Origin of the sequence: Citrobacter sp. wls714, from assembly GCF_005281025.1 — a bacterium.
In the GTDB taxonomy this organism is placed as follows: Bacteria; Pseudomonadota; Gammaproteobacteria; order Enterobacterales; family Enterobacteriaceae; genus Citrobacter; species Citrobacter werkmanii.
This window is the reverse complement of record NZ_SZWZ01000024.1, coordinates 138061-156185: the sequence shown is the minus strand read 5'-3', so window position 1 is coordinate 156185 and position 18125 is coordinate 138061. Positions and strand designations below refer to the sequence as shown.

Sequence of the window (18125 nt, the reverse complement as noted above, 5' to 3'; positions counted from 1 at the left end):
AAGGCGACCGTTACTCGCTGGGGGTAAGAATTATACGGGCTGGTGGATAAAGCGCAAGGATCGCACGGGATCTTTATTAGATCGTTTAAGCAGTAAAGCATCTTTACTCATTAATTTTTTCAATATGCGCGCTAAAACCTGCAGCACTTCTCCAGGATCGTTTACACTTAGCCGATTCTGGATCATCCTGTGGATAAATCGGGAAGAATCTGTGAGAAACAGAAGATCTCTTTCTCAGTTTACGCTATGATCCGCGGTCCCGATCGTTTCAATGGATCCTGATCGGGGAAAAATTGCAGATAGCAATTCGCACGTCACCCTTTGCATAGGGTCTTGTCGGTGTGCGTCAACAATCATGAATGTTTCAGCCTTTGTCATTTATCGACTTTTGTTCGAGTGGAGTCCGCCGTGTCACTTTCGCTTTGGCAGCAGTGTCTTGCCCGATTGCAGGATGAGTTACCAGCCACAGAATTCAGTATGTGGATACGCCCGTTGCAGGCGGAACTGAGCGATAACACGCTGGCTTTGTATGCGCCAAACCGTTTTGTGCTCGATTGGGTAAGGGACAAATACCTTAATAATATTAATGGATTACTAAATAACTTCTGTGGAGCGGATGCCCCACAGCTGCGCTTTGAGGTCGGAACTAAACCCGTCACGCAAACGCTGAAGACGCCGGTAAATAACGTTGTCGCGCCTGCCCATGTGGCGCAACAGGTACAACCGCAACGTGCTGCTCCTGCGGCGCGCCTTGGTTGGGACAACGTCCCGGCTCCGGCAGAACCTACCTATCGCTCTAACGTCAACGTTAAACATACGTTTGATAACTTCGTTGAAGGTAAATCTAACCAACTGGCGCGCGCGGCGGCACGTCAGGTGGCGGATAACCCTGGCGGCGCCTACAATCCGTTATTCCTTTATGGTGGTACGGGTCTGGGTAAAACCCACCTGTTGCATGCTGTCGGTAACGGCATTATGGCGCGTAAACCGAACGCGAAAGTGGTGTATATGCACTCCGAGCGTTTTGTGCAGGACATGGTTAAAGCTCTGCAAAACAATGCGATCGAAGAGTTTAAACGCTACTACCGCTCCGTCGACGCGCTGCTGATCGATGACATCCAGTTCTTTGCCAACAAAGAGCGCTCGCAGGAAGAATTCTTCCACACCTTCAACGCCCTGCTGGAAGGTAATCAGCAGATCATCCTGACGTCGGATCGTTATCCGAAGGAGATCAATGGTGTTGAAGATCGACTGAAATCCCGCTTCGGCTGGGGGCTGACTGTTGCGATCGAACCGCCAGAGCTGGAAACACGCGTGGCGATCCTGATGAAAAAAGCCGACGAAAACGACATTCGTCTGCCGGGGGAAGTGGCGTTCTTTATTGCCAAGCGTCTACGCTCTAACGTGCGTGAACTGGAAGGCGCACTGAACCGCGTGATCGCCAACGCCAATTTTACCGGCCGGGCGATTACCATCGATTTCGTGCGCGAAGCGCTGCGCGATCTGTTGGCTTTGCAGGAAAAGCTGGTCACCATCGACAATATTCAGAAGACGGTGGCGGAGTATTACAAAATCAAAATTGCGGATCTGCTGTCAAAGCGTCGATCTCGCTCGGTAGCTCGTCCGCGCCAGATGGCGATGGCGCTGGCAAAAGAGCTCACCAACCACAGTCTGCCGGAAATTGGCGACGCGTTTGGTGGGCGTGACCATACTACCGTGCTTCATGCCTGCCGCAAGATTGAGCAGTTGCGTGAAGAAAGCCATGATATTAAAGAAGATTTCTCCAATTTAATCAGAACATTATCTTCGTGACGCTATGAAATTTACCGTTGAACGTGAACATTTATTAAAACCGCTTCAGCAGGTCAGCGGCCCGCTGGGGGGACGTCCTACACTGCCGATCCTCGGAAACCTGCTGCTGCAGGTCGCTGACGGTGCGCTTTCTCTGACCGGTACCGATCTCGAAATGGAGATGGTGGCGCGCGTGGCGTTGATCCAGCCCCATGAACCTGGTGCGACCACCGTTCCGGCACGTAAATTCTTCGACATTTGCCGCGGGTTGCCGGAAGGCGCGGAAATAGCCGTTCAACTGGAAGGCGACCGCATGCTGGTACGCTCTGGTCGCAGCCGTTTCTCGCTGTCCACGCTTCCTGCCGCCGACTTCCCTAATCTGGATGACTGGCAGAGCGAAGTCGAATTCACCCTGCCGCAGGCCACGATGAAGCGCCTGATTGAAGCCACGCAGTTTTCGATGGCGCATCAGGATGTGCGTTACTACTTAAACGGCATGCTGTTTGAAACCGAAGGTGAAGAGCTGCGTACTGTGGCGACCGACGGTCACCGTCTGGCGGTTTGTTCAATGCCTGTCGGTCAGCCGTTGCCCAGCCATTCGGTGATCGTACCGCGTAAAGGTGTGATTGAACTGATGCGTATGCTTGACGGCGGTGACAACCCGCTGCGCGTGCAGATTGGCAGCAACAATATTCGTGCGCACGTGGGGGATTTCATCTTTACCTCCAAGCTGGTAGACGGTCGTTTCCCGGATTATCGCCGCGTATTGCCGAAAAATCCGGACAAACATCTGGAAGCCGGTTGCGATATCCTCAAGCAGGCGTTTGCCCGTGCGGCGATCCTCTCGAACGAGAAATTCCGCGGCGTGCGTCTGTATGTCAGCGAAAATCAGCTTAAAATCACCGCCAACAACCCGGAGCAGGAAGAAGCAGAAGAAATTCTGGATGTCTCCTATCCTGGTACGGAACTGGAAATCGGTTTTAACGTTAGCTACGTGCTGGACGTTCTGAACGCGCTGAAGTGCGAGAACGTGCGTATTCTGCTGACTGATTCCGTATCGAGCGTACAGATTGAAGATGCCGCATCACAGTCGGCTGCCTATGTTGTTATGCCAATGAGACTGTAATGTCGCTCACCCGCCTGTTGATCCGCGATTTTCGCAATATCGAAAGCGCGGATCTCGCTTTATCCCCTGGCTTTAACTTCCTGGTTGGCGCGAACGGCAGCGGCAAAACCAGTGTGCTGGAAGCCATCTATACGCTCGGCCATGGCCGGGCGTTTCGCAGTTTGCAGATTGGCCGCGTGATTCGCCACGAGCAGGAGTCGTTTGTTTTACACGGACGTTTGCAGGGAGAAGAGCGTGAGACGTCGATTGGTCTGACGAAAGACAAACTGGGCGACAGCAAAGTGCGCATTGATGGCACTGACGGGCACAAGGTCGCTGAACTGGCGCACCTGATGCCGATGCAGTTGATCACGCCAGAGGGGTTTACTTTACTCAACGGCGGCCCCAAATACAGAAGAGCATTTCTTGACTGGGGATGCTTTCACAATGAAGCCGGATTTTTCACCGCCTGGAGCAACCTGAAGCGACTGCTCAAGCAGCGCAATGCGGCACTGCGTCAGGTGAGTCGTTATGAGCAACTGCGCCCGTGGGATAGAGAACTTATCCCGCTGGCGGAACAAATCAGCACCTGGCGCGCGGAGTACAGCGCGGGTATCGCGCAGGATATGGCGGATACCTGCCAGCAGTTTCTTCCCGAGTTTTCTCTCTCGTTCTCTTTCCAGCGTGGTTGGGAGAAGGAGACAGATTATGCCGAGGTGCTGGAACGCAGTTTTGAACGCGATCGCATGTTGACCTACACCGCACACGGCCCGCATAAGGCGGATTTCCGCATTCGTGCCGACGGTGCGCCGGTAGAAGACACGTTGTCGCGTGGGCAGCTAAAACTGCTAATGTGCGCCTTACGTCTGGCGCAAGGGGAGTTCCTGACCCGTGAAAGCGGACGGCGCTGCCTGTACCTGATAGATGATTTTGCCTCTGAACTGGATGATGCGCGTCGCGGGCTGCTGGCCAGCCGCTTAAAAGCCACGCAATCACAGGTCTTTGTCAGCGCAATCAGCGCTGAACACGTTATAGACATGTCCGATGAAAATTCGAAGATGTTTACCGTGGAAAAGGGTAAAATAACGGATTAACCCAAGATAAAATGAGCGAGAAACGTTGATGTCGAATTCTTATGACTCCTCCAGTATCAAAGTCCTGAAAGGGCTGGATGCGGTGCGTAAGCGCCCGGGTATGTATATCGGCGACACGGATGACGGCACCGGTCTGCACCACATGGTATTCGAGGTGGTAGATAACGCTATCGACGAAGCGCTCGCGGGTCACTGTAAAGATATCGTGGTAACGATTCACGCTGATAACTCCGTGTCTGTTACTGACGATGGCCGTGGTATCCCAACCGGTATTCACCCGGAAGAGGGCGTTTCGGCGGCGGAAGTTATCATGACCGTTCTGCACGCAGGCGGTAAATTCGATGATAACTCCTATAAAGTTTCCGGTGGTTTGCACGGCGTAGGTGTCTCCGTGGTTAACGCCCTGTCGCAGAAACTGGAGCTGGTGATTCGTCGTGAAGGCAAAGTGCATCAGCAAACTTATGTGCACGGTGTGCCGCAGGCGCCGCTGGCGGTAACGGGCGAAACAGAAGTTACGGGGACCCAGGTGCGTTTCTGGCCAAGCCATGAAACCTTCACTAACGTGACCGAGTTCGAATACGACATCCTGGCGAAGCGCCTGCGCGAACTGTCGTTCCTGAACTCCGGTGTCTCTATTCGTCTGCGCGACAAGCGTGACGGCAAAGAAGATCATTTCCATTATGAAGGCGGCATCAAGGCGTTTGTTGAATATCTCAACAAAAACAAAACGCCGATCCACCCGAATATCTTCTACTTCTCCACCGAAAAAGACGGTATCGGCGTTGAAGTGGCGCTGCAGTGGAACGACGGTTTCCAGGAAAACATCTACTGCTTCACCAACAACATTCCGCAGCGTGACGGCGGTACTCACCTTGCAGGCTTCCGTGCGGCGATGACCCGTACCCTGAACGCCTACATGGACAAAGAAGGCTACAGCAAAAAAGCGAAAGTCAGCGCCACCGGCGACGATGCCCGTGAAGGCCTGATTGCGGTGGTTTCCGTGAAAGTGCCGGACCCGAAATTCTCCTCCCAGACCAAAGACAAGCTGGTCTCCTCTGAGGTGAAATCAGCGGTTGAACAGCAGATGAACGAACTGCTGAGCGAATATCTGCTGGAAAACCCGTCTGACGCAAAAATCGTCGTCGGCAAAATTATTGACGCTGCCCGTGCCCGTGAAGCTGCCCGTCGTGCGCGTGAAATGACCCGTCGTAAAGGCGCGCTGGACTTAGCCGGTCTGCCGGGCAAGCTGGCGGACTGTCAGGAACGTGACCCGGCGCTGTCTGAACTGTACCTGGTGGAAGGGGACTCCGCGGGCGGCTCTGCGAAGCAGGGGCGTAACCGTAAGAACCAGGCGATTCTGCCGCTGAAGGGTAAAATCCTTAACGTCGAGAAAGCGCGTTTCGACAAAATGCTCTCCTCTCAGGAAGTGGCAACGCTGATCACCGCGCTGGGCTGTGGTATCGGTCGTGACGAGTACAACCCAGACAAACTGCGCTACCACAGCATCATCATCATGACCGATGCTGACGTCGACGGCTCGCACATCCGTACGCTGCTGTTGACCTTCTTCTATCGTCAGATGCCGGAAATTGTTGAACGCGGCCACGTTTACATTGCGCAGCCACCGCTGTACAAAGTGAAGAAAGGCAAGCAGGAACAGTACATTAAAGATGACGAAGCGATGGATCAGTACCAAATTTCTATCGCTCTGGATGGCGCCACGCTGCACACCAATGCCAGTGCGCCTGCCCTTTCAGGTGAGTCGTTAGAAAAACTGGTTTCTGAATACAACGCGACGCAGAAAATGATTGGCCGTATGGAACGTCGTTTCCCGAAAGCGCTGCTGAAAGAGCTGGTTTATCAGCCGACGCTGCCGGAAGCCGATCTGGCTGATGAAGCGAAAGTTACGGCCTGGGTTTCCCAGTTGGTGAACGTGCTTAATGAAAACGAAATGCACGGCAGCACCTGGAACAGCTTCGTGCGTAAAGACGCTGAACTGAACCTGTTCGAACCGGTGATCCGAGTGCGTACCCACGGTGTCGATACCGACTATCCATTGGAGCATGAGTTTGTGACCGGTGGCGAGTACCATCGTATTTGTACGCTCGGTGAGAAGCTGCGCGGGCTGATCGAAGATGATGCGTTTATCGAACGTGGCGAGCGCCGCCAACCGGTGGCCAGCTTTGAGCAGGCGCTGGAATGGCTGCAGAAAGAGTCTCGTCGCGGTCTCGCTATCCAGCGTTATAAAGGTCTGGGCGAGATGAACCCGGAACAGCTGTGGGAAACCACCATGGATCCGGAAAGCCGTCGCATGTTGCGCGTTACTGTGAAGGATGCGATTGCCGCCGACCAGCTGTTCACCACCCTGATGGGCGATGCCGTCGAACCACGCCGCGCGTTTATCGAAGAAAACGCCCTGAAAGCGGCGAACATCGATATTTAACCTACACCAAGGCCTGCTTCTGTAGGCCTTTCCGGCCTACAACCGAACCACAAAAGGGGAATCTTGATTCCCCTTTCTATCCCCCTTTTCGTAGCTGTTTTTTGAGCGGAATCGCGTTAGCATGAGGACGGACTTATTTCATCCGGGGAACTCATGGCTATCAAACTTATTGCTATCGACATGGATGGCACACTTCTGCTGCCCGATCACACCATTTCACCTGCGGTCAAAACGGCAATTGCTGCGGCACGCGCGCGTGGCGTGAACGTAGTGCTGACCACGGGACGCCCGTATGCCGGCGTTCACAGCTATCTGAAAGAACTGCATATGGAACAACCCGGTGACTACTGCATTACCTACAACGGTGCGCTGGTGCAGAAAGCAGGCGATGGCAGTACCGTTGCGCAAACCGCGCTGAGCTATGATGATTATCGCTACCTGGAGCAGCTCTCCCGGGAAGTTGGCTCGCATTTCCACGCGCTCGATCGCAACACGCTGTATACCGCGAACCGTGATATCAGTTATTACACGGTGCATGAATCGTTTGTCGCGACGATTCCGCTGGTGTTCTGTGAAGCCGAAAAAATGGATCCTGCGACCCAGTTCCTGAAAGTGATGATGATTGATGAGCCGGAGATCCTCGACAAGGCCATCTCGCGCATTCCGGCGGAAGTGAAAGAAAAATACACCGTGCTGAAAAGTGCGCCGTACTTCCTCGAAATCCTCGATAAACGCGTCAACAAAGGGACTGGCGTAAAATCGCTGGCCGAGGCGTTGGGAATTAAAGCCGAGGAGGTCATGGCGATTGGCGATCAGGAAAACGACATCGCGATGATTGAATACGCCGGCGTGGGCGTTGCGATGGATAACGCCATTCCAACGGTGAAAGAGATCGCCAACTTCGTGACGAAATCTAATCTGGAAGACGGTGTTGCCTGGGCCATTGAGAAGTACGTCCTCTCCTGATGTGCGTTATGCCTGGCTTCGGCCAGGCATAAAACATTAAGAATGTTATAAAAATCATGTTTGTATTATCAGATGTGAAACAGCACATTAATCCCCCCATTTAGTACACAACTTCTATACTCTCCCACCTTCTTTTATATTCAGGCGGTTCCTGCCTGCAACTATGTTTTCTTATGACTAACACAAGCATTCGCCTGGTGTTGATGACGTCTTCCTGTTTGATTTTTCAAGCCTGGGCTGCGACGGATTCTGGCTCAACGTTAACACCGCTGTATGATTATCAGGACGATGGTCAGGCTACTCCTGTGCCGGTAAAACCGGCGGCTAAACCTGCCGCAAGCCACTCTGTTTTGCCCTTTTTAGGTGACGAGGCGCGTAAACGTGGCTACGACCTGCCTGAGCCGTTTGGTGTGAATATTAACTACATGAATATCAGGCAGAATATTAATGTAGACAGTATTAACTTTAATGGCCTTTCTCTGGGCGGCCATTCGCTGGATAACGCGTTCAAAATCAAGGTCGGCAACACGCGCGAGAGCAGCAAAACCGAAACCCTGAAGCTGGATGCCTGGCTGCTGCCCTTTATGAATATCTACGGGCTGGTGGGCTACACCGACGGTCATTCGATTTCGCAGATTGGCGTCGGGGTTAAGGGCGCGCGTAAATATCATTATCCGGCGAATCTGCAAAACCTGGATTTTAAACTCGATTTCAAAGGCACCACCTACGGTATCGGGACAACGCTGGTCGGCGGTGTCGGGAACTGGTTTACCGCTGTTGATGCCAACTATACCCAGACGCAGTTTGACATTCTTGATGGCAGTATCGATGCCTTCACGGTTTCTCCGCGAGTCGGCTACCGTTTTGCGACGCCGGGCGTGGATACGCTGCATCTGCCCTCCGGGAAACTCAACGTTTGGGTGGGGTCTATGTATCAGGATGTGCAGCAAGAGTTTAAGGGAAGCCTGAACGATCTCTCCATGCCCTCCGCTACGCTGCAGAGAATGGTTGATTTGGCGAATAAGGACGGAAATGGCCGTTTCGACGTTAAACAGCATTTGCAATCCCCATGGAACATCCTGGTCGGCGCGCAGTATGAGCTGACCCGCAACTTTAATATCACCTCTGAAATTGGCTTTGCTGAGCGTAATAGCTTCTTTGTCGCCGGTGAGTATCGCTTTTGAATAGTTTGACTCGTCTGTTTTTGCTCTGTGCATTCAGCCTGTTGGGAACGGCGGCGCAGGCCGCGCTCCCCAGCCGTGAAGAAGTTGACGGCTGGCTGAATACACTGGGCGCCAGCGATAACTTTAACGCCAGCAAAGGTATCGATTGGGGTGTAATGCCGGGGCCTTTCTACACCCCCGAACTGGGACTGGGGATCGGCACGGCGGTGGTGGGGATGTATCGCCCGGACCCAAATGACACGGTGAGTCAGAATTCGACGCTGACCCTCAGCGGTTACTTTAGCTCAACGGGTGCTTTCGGCGTCACAATGCAAAATTACGCCTTTTTTGCCGACGATCGCTGGCGTTTTTTTATCAATGGCGCATTAACCGATACTCCTACTTATTACTGGGGACAGGGTTTTAGCGCAGGAGATAAAGACAGCCAGAAACAGCAATATACGGCTCAGGTGCTGGATGTACGCCCCACCTTGTATCGACGGGTAGCGCCTAATGTCTATCTGGGACTCGGCTGGTCGTTGAACGCACAGCATGCTGCGCAAATGGATGACAATGATCCCCCAAAAATTGAGAATACCGGGCAGGGCGCGTCGGTGTTGAGTTCCGGCAGCAGTGTAGAACTTAGCTGGGATGACCGTGACTTTGTTCCTAACCCGCGCCAGGGACAATATGCCGACGTACGCTATACCCGCTATACGCCCGATGTGGGGAGCGATACCCGATTTGATGAATACCAGTTGCACTACAGCCGCTACTACTCTCTGGACGAGAAGAATGTGCTTGCCTGGGAGGTGGACGGTGCGTTTACTCAGGGTGATGTACCGTGGAGCATGATGCCGTTGCTCGGAAGCAATCAGCGGATGCGTGGCTATTACGAAGGACGCTATCGCGATAAAAACGCCGTCAGCGGGCAGGTAGAGTATCGCCGCAAACTTGACTGGCGGCATGGCGTGGTCGGCTGGCTGGGCGCAGGGACGATGGGGCCATCATTTAGCGCGCTGGATGATGGACGCTGGCTACCCTCGGCGGGGGTGGGGTATCGTTTTGAATTTAAGCCGCGGGTGAATGTGCGTCTGGATTATGGCATTGGCAAAGGGAGCAGCGGTTTTTATTTTCAGGTAGGAGAGGCGTTTTGATCAATAAAGTGCTGCTGATGACGACCTTGTTATTGGCAACGATCGGGGTCCATGCTGCGATACCTGTACCTTTGCAGCTAACGGAAGATGATAAGGCTCAAAGTACCGCCTGGCCGGTAGTTTCGCCGCTCCCCGCGCCTCAAGGGTTACGTCCGTGCTGTGCTTTTGGTTACGACCTGCACGCGCAGGTGCTGGATATGCCGGTACCGTTTTATGAACTTGATAACGTCGTTGCGGCTGACGGTATTGGCGAGCATCGCTATAACGACAGCCTGCTGTTAGGGTTAGTGAATCTGGCCGGTATCGGGCATGAACACAATGGCATTGTGTATACCTCACGCGGCGGTTTTATCGATACCGCGCATGTAAGAGATACCGCAGATATGACGGTCTGGCTTTTTAGCCATCTACTTCCACGGTTAGGCCAGCCATTTACGCTGCGTCTGGAAGATGAGCTCGCGGAGCGGCATATTGTTTTCAATGCCTTTACTCCACCTGAAACGGCAGGCGATCGTTACGCATTAGCTGCCTGGCTGGCAGCGCATCTGGCCTTTCAGCTCGCGGCCTGGCATGAAATTGCACAATGGTACGGTTTTGAGTCAGTTCCTGGATTTTCTGAGGAAGTTTCCGCATTTTCACCGGAAGATCTCTACTCCAACCTGTTGGGGGCAAGAATTGCGGTGTCGCTGATCCTTGATGGGCAACTGGCAACATCAGAAATGTACGATGCAGCAATGAACAAGGCACTGTATCAGGCGTTGACGCAGTTGGGAGCTAAGCCTGAAACAATAACCCGTTTTCAGTTTGATATGTTGGATGGCAAGTGGTGGAACAGCCAGCGTCGGGTGCCGGAGAAATATCTGGTGCTGCACAGAAACTACGATGTGAGTGATTCGCGTTTGCCAACGCCAGTGCCGGGCGAAAAAGCCGTGCCGCTACGCCTGTCGATGCCGCATCTCTGGCGAAATTACTCCCTTGATACGTTGGCACAACTTCAACTCCGACCCGGAAGCCACATGGCGCGGCTACCTTTACCACAATCCTGGTATAGCGAAGCTAATTTCCCTGCGCTGGCTACGCTTGCAGGTGATAGCGATAATCTGTCGAAAGTGGGTGAACATTCATTCCTTTATTAAAAACCTCCACCAGAACTTCATTGGCGGATGTTTTTCTGACCCTGTCAGGGGGATATGCGCAACGCCACTTTGCATTATCCATTTCCGGATACACGCCGCTGTTAATATGCGGCTTTTAAGGATCTTGCCATACAGTTTAAGACGTAGCTTGCGAGTGGCATGCCTGTATGCGAGATTCATATCCTTTCTATCCCGTATTAATACTGATTTGAGGATTTCTGCACTATCAAGCGCGTAACTAATTCCTTCCAGCGAGCTGGCGCTGATAAAACCGGCCGCTTCGCCAATCAAAAACGCATTGTCCTTACCGCAGACGAAGTCTTTCCAGCGTGATGGGAACAGCACCGTACATTTTTCGCTTTTCACCGGTTTGCCGAACTGGAAATGGAACGCTTCCATCTTCTCTTTTAGTTCGTCAAAGCGTGCCTGGCCGTCCTTCATTGGGTAGGCGCCGCCAAAGATAAAATAACCATCCTTGCTGATACTCCATGAATAACAGTCGGTTGCGTCGTTATCAAAAATACAGGAATAGAACGGCACGGGATGTTTTTCCGCAAACCATTGTTGAATTGCCACATATTTACGGATTTGGTGCTGGGGATAGAGATGACGGCGTACCAGTGAATTCGCGCCGTCGGCGCCCACCAGATAACGCGCGGTGATATGCTGCTCCCAACCGTCGGCGCGAAAGATAACATGCCATTTATCGTCTTCGCGCCAGATCTTGCGACACAGACTATCGTGGTACACCTGTACATCCTCCGGAATGAGAGATTTCATCCATAAATCAAAAGCATGGCGATTGATGTTAATGTAGCTGCGCTGGTAGTTACAGGTCAGAGAGGCTGCAACATCAACCGTCTTAACGCTAAAAATCTGTGGGTTGGCGATGATATCAACGGGCAAGGTTATCCCGCCGCGGATAAACGAACGCTGAGCATCCGGGGCCAGCAGCCCGCCGCAGGGTTTCGTGAATCCTTCGTTGCCGCACTGGCGCTTTTTATCCAATGCAATCACGTGCATTTTTCCGCTCAACTGTCGCGCCAGCGCTGCACCTGCCGGGCCTAATCCGATAATCGCTACGTCAAAATGTTCCATCTTTCTGTCCGCAAAAAATGAAGATGGACATACGCTAAAGCCTGAAAGTGAAGTGCTTGTGAAGTATGATTGCTTAAATCGTCTTGTATCAGGGCATCCCATGAAGCAAATCACCTTTACGCCGCGTAATCATCAGCTTACCAATCTCAACACCTGGACCCCGGACAGTAACTGGCTGGTCTTCGACGTGCGTCCTTCCGGTGCCTCTTTTACGGGGGAAACGATTGAACGCGTCAATGTTCATACTGGCGAACTGGAGGTGATTTACCGGGCCACTCAAGGGACACATGTTGGCGTGGTGACCGTTCATCCAAAGTCGGAAAAGTATGTTTTTATTCATGGACCAGAAAATCCTGATGAAACATGGGATTACGACTTTCATCATCGTCGTGGGGTGATTGTTTCGCAGGCAGAGGTAACGAATTTGGATGCGATGGATATCACCGCGCCGTACACGCCTGGTGCGTTACGTGGCGGCAGTCATGTGCATGTCTTTAGCCCGAGCGGTGAGTTTGTCAGTTTCACTTATAACGACCATGTGCTGCATGAACGCTCTCCGGCGCTGAATTTACGTAACGTCGGCGTGGCTGCGCCGTATGGTCCGGTGAACGTATCCGCGCAGCATCCGCGTGAATATAGCGGGAGCCGCTGGTGCGTGCTGGTGAGTCAAACGACGCCTGCGCCAAAACCGGGGAGCGATGAGATAAACCGAGCCTATGAAGAAGGTTGGGTGGGTGATAGCACACTGGCGTTTATCGGCGATACGTTGTCAGTTACCGGTGAGAAAGTGCCGGAGCTGTTTATCGTTGATTTGCCACAGAATGAAAGCGGCTGGAAACAGCCGGGTGACGCACCGCTGGAGGGCACAGAGGCGACAATGCCTGCGCCGCCATCCGGCATTCACCAACGCCGTCTGACGTTTACTCATGAGCGCGCCTTTCCGGGGCTGGTGAATCAGCCGCGCCACTGGGTGCGCAGTAATCCACAGGCGTCTGAAATTGCGTTTTTAATGCGCGACAACCATGGCGTTGTGCAGCTGTGGTTAATTTCACCACAAGGTGGTGAGCCGCGTCAGCTTACCCGCTGCGCCACGGGTATTCAGTCAGCATTCAACTGGCATCCGTCGGGGAAATGGCTGGGGTTTGTGCTGGAAAACAGAATCGCCTGTTGTGATGCTCAGACGGGAGAGATTGATTTTTTAACGGATCGTCACGGCAACCCGCCCTCGGCCGATGCGGTCGTCTTCTCTCCTGATGGGCGACGGGTTGCGTGGATGGAAGACGTCGAAGGTTTCCGCCAATTGTGGATGACTGAAACAGGGCGTTAATTAAGGAGCAGGCATTTTCGCCGGGGGGAGAACGGCGTTCGTGGCCTGGGTTCTCTCCTCGCTCTTTTCTACGCGGGATCTCACCGAGTTATCTTTACGAAAGAGATCCCATGGAAGCAATACGGTATCAAGCACCGCCGTAAAAGGCATATCCAGAATCGCCAGCGACTTCGTTCCCCAATTCGTATCACTTTCGCTTATCATGGTGGCGCTGGCGCGTGTGCCAGGATACGTCCCTTCCTTGCCTCCGGTATGTGACATTATGCTGGAACAGCCGCTCAAAAACGCCATCCCGCTGCACATTGTCAGTGTTACCAACATTTTTTTTATCATCATTTATTCATCTGTTTTCATCGTGTTTGCATGATGAGTTAAAGCGATCCGTTGCGAAAATAACATCACCATTTCGTCGCACTGTGGCGGCTATCGCGATTTATCGATAACAACTGCTCTCCCCAGTGTATGCAATAGACAACAAACTGCAAAAAAAGTCAGATGAATACGCTTGAAAAGTTTGTTTTAAGACCCATTTTTAGGATGTAGACGACAGAAGGGCATGCCTGATGGGTGTCCTGGCTACCTGACCTGTCCATGATGGAAGGTCTCACATTCTCGCTGATTTCAGGAGCTATTGATTATGCGTAACTTTGATTTATCCCCGCTGTACCGTTCTGCTATTGGTTTTGACCGTCTGTTTAACCTGCTGGAAAGCAACCAGAGCCAGAGTAATGGCGGCTACCCTCCGTACAACGTTGAGCTGGTAGACGAAAACCATTACCGCATTGCGATTGCTGTTGCCGGTTTCGCTGAAAGCGAGCTGGAAATTACCGCTCAGGACAATCTGCTGGTGGTAAAAGGCGCTCATGCGGATGAGCAAAAAGAACGTACTTACCTGTATCAGGGTATTGCCGAGCGCAACTTCGAACGTAAGTTCCAGTTAGCGGAGAACATTCATGTTCGCGGCGCAAACCTGGTGAATGGTCTGCTGTATATCGATCTTGAGCGCGTTATTCCCGAAGCGAACAAACCGCGCCGCATCGAAATCAACTAATTCTGTGGGCCGCTTCAGGCGGCCCTGCTAAGCAATCGGCTTGCCGTCAGGGAGCCGAAAGGTACCTACTCGCTTCTTAGAAGGAGATTATTATGCGTAACTACGATTTATCCCCACTGCTGCGTCAATGGATCGGTTTTGACAAACTGGCCAATGCCTTACAAAACGCCGGTGAAAGCCAGAGCTTCCCACCCTATAACATCGAAAAGAGCGATGATAACCACTACCGCATTACCCTTGCGTTAGCCGGTTTCCGCCAGGAAGATCTGGATATTCAACTGGAAGGCACACGCCTGACGGTGAAAGGTACACCGCAGCAGCCGGAAAAAGAGACAAAATGGTTGCACCAGGGGCTGATTACTCAGCCGTTCAGTCTGAGCTTTACGCTGGCTGAAAATATGGAGGTCTCCGGCGCAAGCTTTACTAACGGCTTGCTGCATATCGATTTGACCCGTAATGAACCTGAAACCATTGCTCCACAACGTATCGCCATCAGCGAACGTCCCGCATTAAATAGCTAAATAGCTCCATGCCTTTGCCCTGCCAGAAATGACGGGGCTTTTTTGTGCTTTACCACCCATACATTGCGACTGTACTCTGCGAGAATCCATTTACTTAATGATGTTATTCACAGGGAACAGGATAATGAGTGATATAGCATTGACGGTCAGCGTTCTGGCGTTGGTGGCGGTTGTCGGATTATGGATCGGCAACATAAAAATACGTGGCGTTGGTTTTGGCATTGGAGGGGTGCTGTTCGGCGGTATTATCGTCGGACATTTTGTCGATCAGGCAGGGATGACCCTGAGCGGCGACATGCTGCATTTTATTCAGGAGTTTGGCCTGATTCTTTTCGTCTACACCATCGGTATTCAGGTGGGGCCGGGCTTTTTTGCGTCACTGCGCGTTTCCGGGCTGCGGCTGAATCTGTTTGCCGTACTGATTGTCATCATGGGGGGACTGGTCACCGCGATCCTGCATAAGATTTTTGCCATTCCCCTTCCGGTGGTGCTGGGGATATTCTCCGGCGCGGTCACCAATACGCCGGCGCTGGGGGCGGGGCAGCAAATTCTGCGCGATCTGGGGACGCCAGCAGATATTGTAGACCAGATGGGGATGAGCTATGCCATGGCTTATCCTTTTGGTATCTGCGGTATTTTGCTCACGATGTGGCTGATGCGCCTTATTTTCCGCGTTAACGTCGATGCTGAAGCTCAGCAGCATGAATCCACGTTGACCAATGGACACGCGCTGATTCAGACGATGAACATCCGCGTGGAAAACCCGAACCTCAACAATATGGCGATTCAGGATGTCCCAATTCTGAACAGCGATAAAATCATCTGCTCGCGTCTGAAGCGTGAAGAGACATTGATGGTGCCGTCGCCAGGGACGATTATCCAGATGGGCGACCTGTTACACCTGGTCGGTCAGCCTGGCGATCTGCACAACGCGCAGGTAGTGATTGGGCAGGAGGTGGACACATCGCTGTCGACGCGAGGTACCGATTTACGCGTTGAACGCGTGGTGGTGACTAATGAACAGGTGTTGGGTAAACGTATCCGCGACCTGCATTTTAAAGAACGTTATGACGTGGTTATCTCCCGTCTGAACCGTGCGGGCGTTGAGCTGGTGGCCAGCAGCGATGCCAGCCTGCAATTCGGGGATATCCTCAATCTGGTGGGGCGTCCCGCGTCCATTGATGCCGTCGCCAATGTTGTCGGCAACGCGCAGCAAAAACTGCAACAGGTGCAGATGCTGCCGGTATTTATCGGTATCGGACTGGGGGTCCTATTGGGTTCCATCCCGCTTTTCATCCCGGGTTTCCCGGTAGCGTTAAAACTGGGTCTGGCCGGTGGGCCGCTGATTATGGCCTTGATCCTGGGGCGTATTGGCAGCATTGGTAAGCTGTACTGGTTTATGCCTCCCAGCGCTAACCTGGCGTTGCGAGAATTGGGTATTGTGCTGTTTCTCGCGGTAGTTGGTCTGAAGTCAGGCGGTGATTTTGTCGATACCCTGACGCAGGGCGATGGCCTGAGCTGGGTGGGCTACGGTATTTTTATTACCGCCATTCCGCTGATTACCGTGGGACTGCTGGCGCGTATCTTCGCCAAAATGAACTATCTGACGCTGTGCGGTATGCTGGCGGGTTCGATGACCGATCCCCCCGCGCTGGCGTTTGCTAACAACCTGCATGCCACCAGCGGGGCGGCGGCGCTCTCCTATGCTACCGTTTATCCGCTGGTGATGTTCCTGAGGATTATCACCCCACAGCTGCTGGCGGTGATCTTCTGGGGGCTGGGTTAGACCGTTAAACCCAGCCGAACAAATTGCTCTGCCGGGGCGTCGCTTTCATGCAACAGGCGCACCAGCAGGGCAATCATCCGCGCCTCCACCTCTTTATCATCGATTGGCGTAAGCTGTTGCGGATCGGTATGTAAATCGAACAACAAATTACCCGTGCGATTGATTCCTGGGTATTTCTCACGGGACGGAATACGTAGTGTTTTGACTCCTTTAGTGAAGCTAAAAGGAGGGGCCAGCGTTAACGACTGCAATTCCTTCACATCAAAGCGAGTGTTCATCTTGATGGGCATCAGGGTGTAGTTAGCGATGTCATTCTCACGTCCGGGTAGCGCGGCGCGCATATAGACATAGCGACCATCAGTGACATTGACATGCCCGCTGAATACGCCAAACAGGGCTGCATCACGCACAGGAGTGTCATCCTCAAGAATTTTCGCCAGTGGGTGTCCTTGCACATCGGCAGGGATCGGTTGATTAAAGAACTCCAACAGTGTGGGGGCCCAGTCAATCATCTGTACCAGCGCGTTGCGTTGAACTCCCCGCTGACCACTACGTGGATCCCAGATAAACAACGGATTGTTTGCCACTTCGTTATAGTACGGCATCTGGTTTTTGGCCCACCACCCATGCTCTCCGAGCAGGAAACCATGGTCGGTACCGACAATGAGCATCGTGTCGTGCCACATGTCAAAACGGTCCATCATGTCGAGAATACGTCCCAGGTTGTGGTCGCACATCGACACCAATGCACGGTAGCGGCAGCGAATATGCTCTACAGCCTCCTCGCTCTCTTCTACTTTACCGCGTGGCCAGTCGTAATGTGGGCCCTCCCAGCTATCCTGATACAATGAGAGATAGGCTTCAGTGGTATAAAACGGTTCATGGGGATCGAACGTTTCGACCTGTAGTAACCAATTATCCTGTTGATGGTTTTTTTCGACAAACTCACACCCCGCGGTAAAAACACAAGATTGCGGAAAGTCCGCTTCTTGTTGGATATAGTCACGGTTAACCCAATCTTGCCGCCATAACCCGGACTGACCGCCCCCAGTCTGTTTCTGTGGGACACGTAGTACCTCTGGAATTGTTGGATCCGCAATGCTGGCTTTCCAGTGATCGCCTTCCTGACCACGAATGATTTCCCACGTGTTATAGCGGTTATGATAGTTACCGCCACCGTCCTCCCAATAGTGCAGATGGTCGCTAATAAGATGTGTATAGATCCCCGCCTTTTTCAGCAACTCCGGCATTGAGTCGTCAAATGGCTCCAGTGGTCCCCATTCACGGTGCAAAAAGTTATGTCGGCCGGTGTGCAACTCACGGCGGGCTGGCATACAGGGCATGCTGCCAACATAACTGTTATTGAACGTCGTACAATGTGCGGCCAGACGCTGGAAGTTGGGGGCCTGGGTGATCATATCGCCATACGGTGGCAGATAATGTTTATTCAGGCTGTCGAACAACAGGATAATCGCTTTCATCTGCGC

Annotated in this window: 15 protein-coding genes and 1 other annotated feature; of the genes, 12 read left to right on the top strand and 3 right to left on the bottom strand. The window is 52.7% G+C overall.

Features of this window, described 5'->3' with window-relative positions:
* Nucleotides 1-408: 408 nt before the first annotated feature.
* From dnaA to FDX11_RS02825, 8 genes are all read left to right on the top strand, one after another.
* On the top strand, nt 409-1812 hold the full coding sequence (gene dnaA / locus FDX11_RS02860; RefSeq protein WP_137397454.1) for a chromosomal replication initiator protein DnaA: 1404 nt from the start codon (nt 409-411) through the stop codon (nt 1810-1812).
* A 4-nt stretch (nt 1813-1816) separates the two neighbouring features.
* On the top strand, nt 1817-2917 hold the full coding sequence (gene dnaN, locus FDX11_RS02855) for a DNA polymerase III subunit beta (RefSeq protein ID WP_005121477.1): 1101 nt from the start codon (nt 1817-1819) through the stop codon (nt 2915-2917).
* Nucleotides 2917-3990: a DNA replication/repair protein RecF gene (recF, locus tag FDX11_RS02850; protein ID WP_038635725.1), complete on the top strand. Its 1074-nt coding sequence runs from the start codon at nt 2917-2919 to the stop codon at nt 3988-3990. Before dnaN ends, recF begins: the two co-directional genes overlap by 1 nt.
* Before the next feature lie 28 nt (nt 3991-4018).
* Nucleotides 4019-6433, top strand: coding sequence for a DNA topoisomerase (ATP-hydrolyzing) subunit B (gene gyrB, locus FDX11_RS02845; protein ID WP_137397453.1), 2415 nt, complete (start codon nt 4019-4021; stop codon nt 6431-6433).
* A gap of 153 nt (nt 6434-6586) precedes the next feature.
* Nucleotides 6587-7399 carry a sugar-phosphatase gene (gene yidA / locus FDX11_RS02840; RefSeq protein WP_042311439.1) on the top strand — a complete coding sequence of 271 codons (813 nt, stop codon included), beginning with the start codon at nt 6587-6589 and terminating at the stop codon, nt 7397-7399.
* 173 nt (nt 7400-7572) lie between these two features.
* Nucleotides 7573-8583 carry a hypothetical protein gene (locus tag FDX11_RS02835; protein ID WP_371414793.1) on the top strand — a complete coding sequence of 337 codons (1011 nt, stop codon included), beginning with the start codon at nt 7573-7575 and terminating at the stop codon, nt 8581-8583.
* Between the two features lie 5 nt (nt 8584-8588).
* Nucleotides 8589-9719, top strand: a complete 1131-nt coding sequence (locus FDX11_RS02830) for a BamA/TamA family outer membrane protein (RefSeq protein ID WP_170975589.1) — start codon at nt 8589-8591, stop codon at nt 9717-9719.
* Nucleotides 9720-9736: 17 nt separating this feature from the next.
* The gene (locus tag FDX11_RS02825; protein WP_170975590.1) at nt 9737-10855 is read left to right on the top strand and encodes a DUF4056 domain-containing protein; all 1119 of its coding nucleotides are present in this window, start codon (nt 9737-9739) and stop codon (nt 10853-10855) included.
* Here FDX11_RS02825 and cbrA read toward each other — a convergent pair.
* Nucleotides 10841-11953 carry a colicin M resistance lipid reductase CbrA gene (gene cbrA / locus FDX11_RS02820; protein ID WP_137397450.1) on the bottom strand — a complete coding sequence of 371 codons (1113 nt, stop codon included), beginning with the start codon at nt 11951-11953 and terminating at the stop codon, nt 10841-10843. The genes FDX11_RS02825 and cbrA overlap by 15 nt on opposite strands.
* A gap of 100 nt (nt 11954-12053) precedes the next feature.
* Between cbrA and FDX11_RS02815 the strand changes: the two genes are divergently transcribed.
* Nucleotides 12054-13280, top strand: coding sequence for a DUF3748 domain-containing protein (locus FDX11_RS02815; protein WP_137397449.1), 1227 nt, complete (start codon nt 12054-12056; stop codon nt 13278-13280).
* Here FDX11_RS02815 and FDX11_RS02810 read toward each other — a convergent pair whose 3' ends face one another.
* A complete protein-coding gene (locus FDX11_RS02810; RefSeq protein ID WP_042311449.1) occupies nt 13281-13616 on the bottom strand; it encodes a YceK/YidQ family lipoprotein in 336 nt (111 codons plus the stop codon). It abuts the gene before it with no gap.
* Between the two features lie 235 nt (nt 13617-13851).
* Nucleotides 13852-13924, top strand: a sequence feature (ROSE (Repression Of Heat Shock gene Expression) occurs in the 5'-region of heat shock genes and acts as an RNA thermometer to modulate expression.).
* On the opposite strand from FDX11_RS02810, the gene ibpA reads away from it, so the two are divergent.
* From ibpA to FDX11_RS02795, 3 genes are all read left to right on the top strand, one after another.
* Nucleotides 13918-14331, top strand: a complete 414-nt coding sequence (gene ibpA / locus FDX11_RS02805) for a small heat shock chaperone IbpA (protein WP_042998723.1) — start codon at nt 13918-13920, stop codon at nt 14329-14331. It overlaps the preceding feature by 7 nt.
* A 92-nt stretch (nt 14332-14423) precedes the next feature.
* Nucleotides 14424-14852, top strand: a complete 429-nt coding sequence (gene ibpB / locus FDX11_RS02800; RefSeq protein WP_137397448.1) for a small heat shock chaperone IbpB — start codon at nt 14424-14426, stop codon at nt 14850-14852.
* A 124-nt stretch (nt 14853-14976) separates the two neighbouring features.
* Nucleotides 14977-16638 carry a putative transporter gene (locus tag FDX11_RS02795; protein ID WP_137397447.1) on the top strand — a complete coding sequence of 554 codons (1662 nt, stop codon included), beginning with the start codon at nt 14977-14979 and terminating at the stop codon, nt 16636-16638.
* Here FDX11_RS02795 and FDX11_RS02790 read toward each other — a convergent pair.
* Nucleotides 16635-18119 carry a sulfatase gene (locus tag FDX11_RS02790; RefSeq protein ID WP_137397446.1) on the bottom strand — a complete coding sequence of 495 codons (1485 nt, stop codon included), beginning with the start codon at nt 18117-18119 and terminating at the stop codon, nt 16635-16637. The genes FDX11_RS02795 and FDX11_RS02790 overlap by 4 nt on opposite strands.
* Between the last annotated feature and the right edge of the window lie 6 nt (nt 18120-18125).

What these genes read in the sequence shown, in the direction of transcription:
- dnaN (WP_005121477.1), top strand. Translation starts at nt 1,817, where the DNA reads ATGAAATTTACCGTTGAACGTGAACATTTATTAAAACCGCTTCAGCAG.
- recF (WP_038635725.1), top strand. Translation starts at nt 2,917, where the DNA reads ATGTCGCTCACCCGCCTGTTGATCCGCGATTTTCGCAATATCGAAAGC.
- gyrB (WP_137397453.1), top strand. Translation starts at nt 4,019, where the DNA reads ATGTCGAATTCTTATGACTCCTCCAGTATCAAAGTCCTGAAAGGGCTG.
- yidA (WP_042311439.1), top strand. Translation starts at nt 6,587, where the DNA reads ATGGCTATCAAACTTATTGCTATCGACATGGATGGCACACTTCTGCTG.
- FDX11_RS02835 (WP_371414793.1), top strand. Translation starts at nt 7,573, where the DNA reads ATGACTAACACAAGCATTCGCCTGGTGTTGATGACGTCTTCCTGTTTG.
- FDX11_RS02825 (WP_170975590.1), top strand. Translation starts at nt 9,737, where the DNA reads ATGACGACCTTGTTATTGGCAACGATCGGGGTCCATGCTGCGATACCT.
- cbrA (WP_137397450.1), bottom strand. Translation starts at nt 11,953, where the DNA reads ATGGAACATTTTGACGTAGCGATTATCGGATTAGGCCCGGCAGGTGCA.
- FDX11_RS02815 (WP_137397449.1), top strand. Translation starts at nt 12,054, where the DNA reads ATGAAGCAAATCACCTTTACGCCGCGTAATCATCAGCTTACCAATCTC.
- FDX11_RS02810 (WP_042311449.1), bottom strand. Translation starts at nt 13,616, where the DNA reads ATGATGATAAAAAAAATGTTGGTAACACTGACAATGTGCAGCGGGATG.
- ibpA (WP_042998723.1), top strand. Translation starts at nt 13,918, where the DNA reads ATGCGTAACTTTGATTTATCCCCGCTGTACCGTTCTGCTATTGGTTTT.
- ibpB (WP_137397448.1), top strand. Translation starts at nt 14,424, where the DNA reads ATGCGTAACTACGATTTATCCCCACTGCTGCGTCAATGGATCGGTTTT.
- FDX11_RS02795 (WP_137397447.1), top strand. Translation starts at nt 14,977, where the DNA reads ATGAGTGATATAGCATTGACGGTCAGCGTTCTGGCGTTGGTGGCGGTT.
- FDX11_RS02790 (WP_137397446.1), bottom strand. Translation starts at nt 18,119, where the DNA reads ATGAAAGCGATTATCCTGTTGTTCGACAGCCTGAATAAACATTATCTG.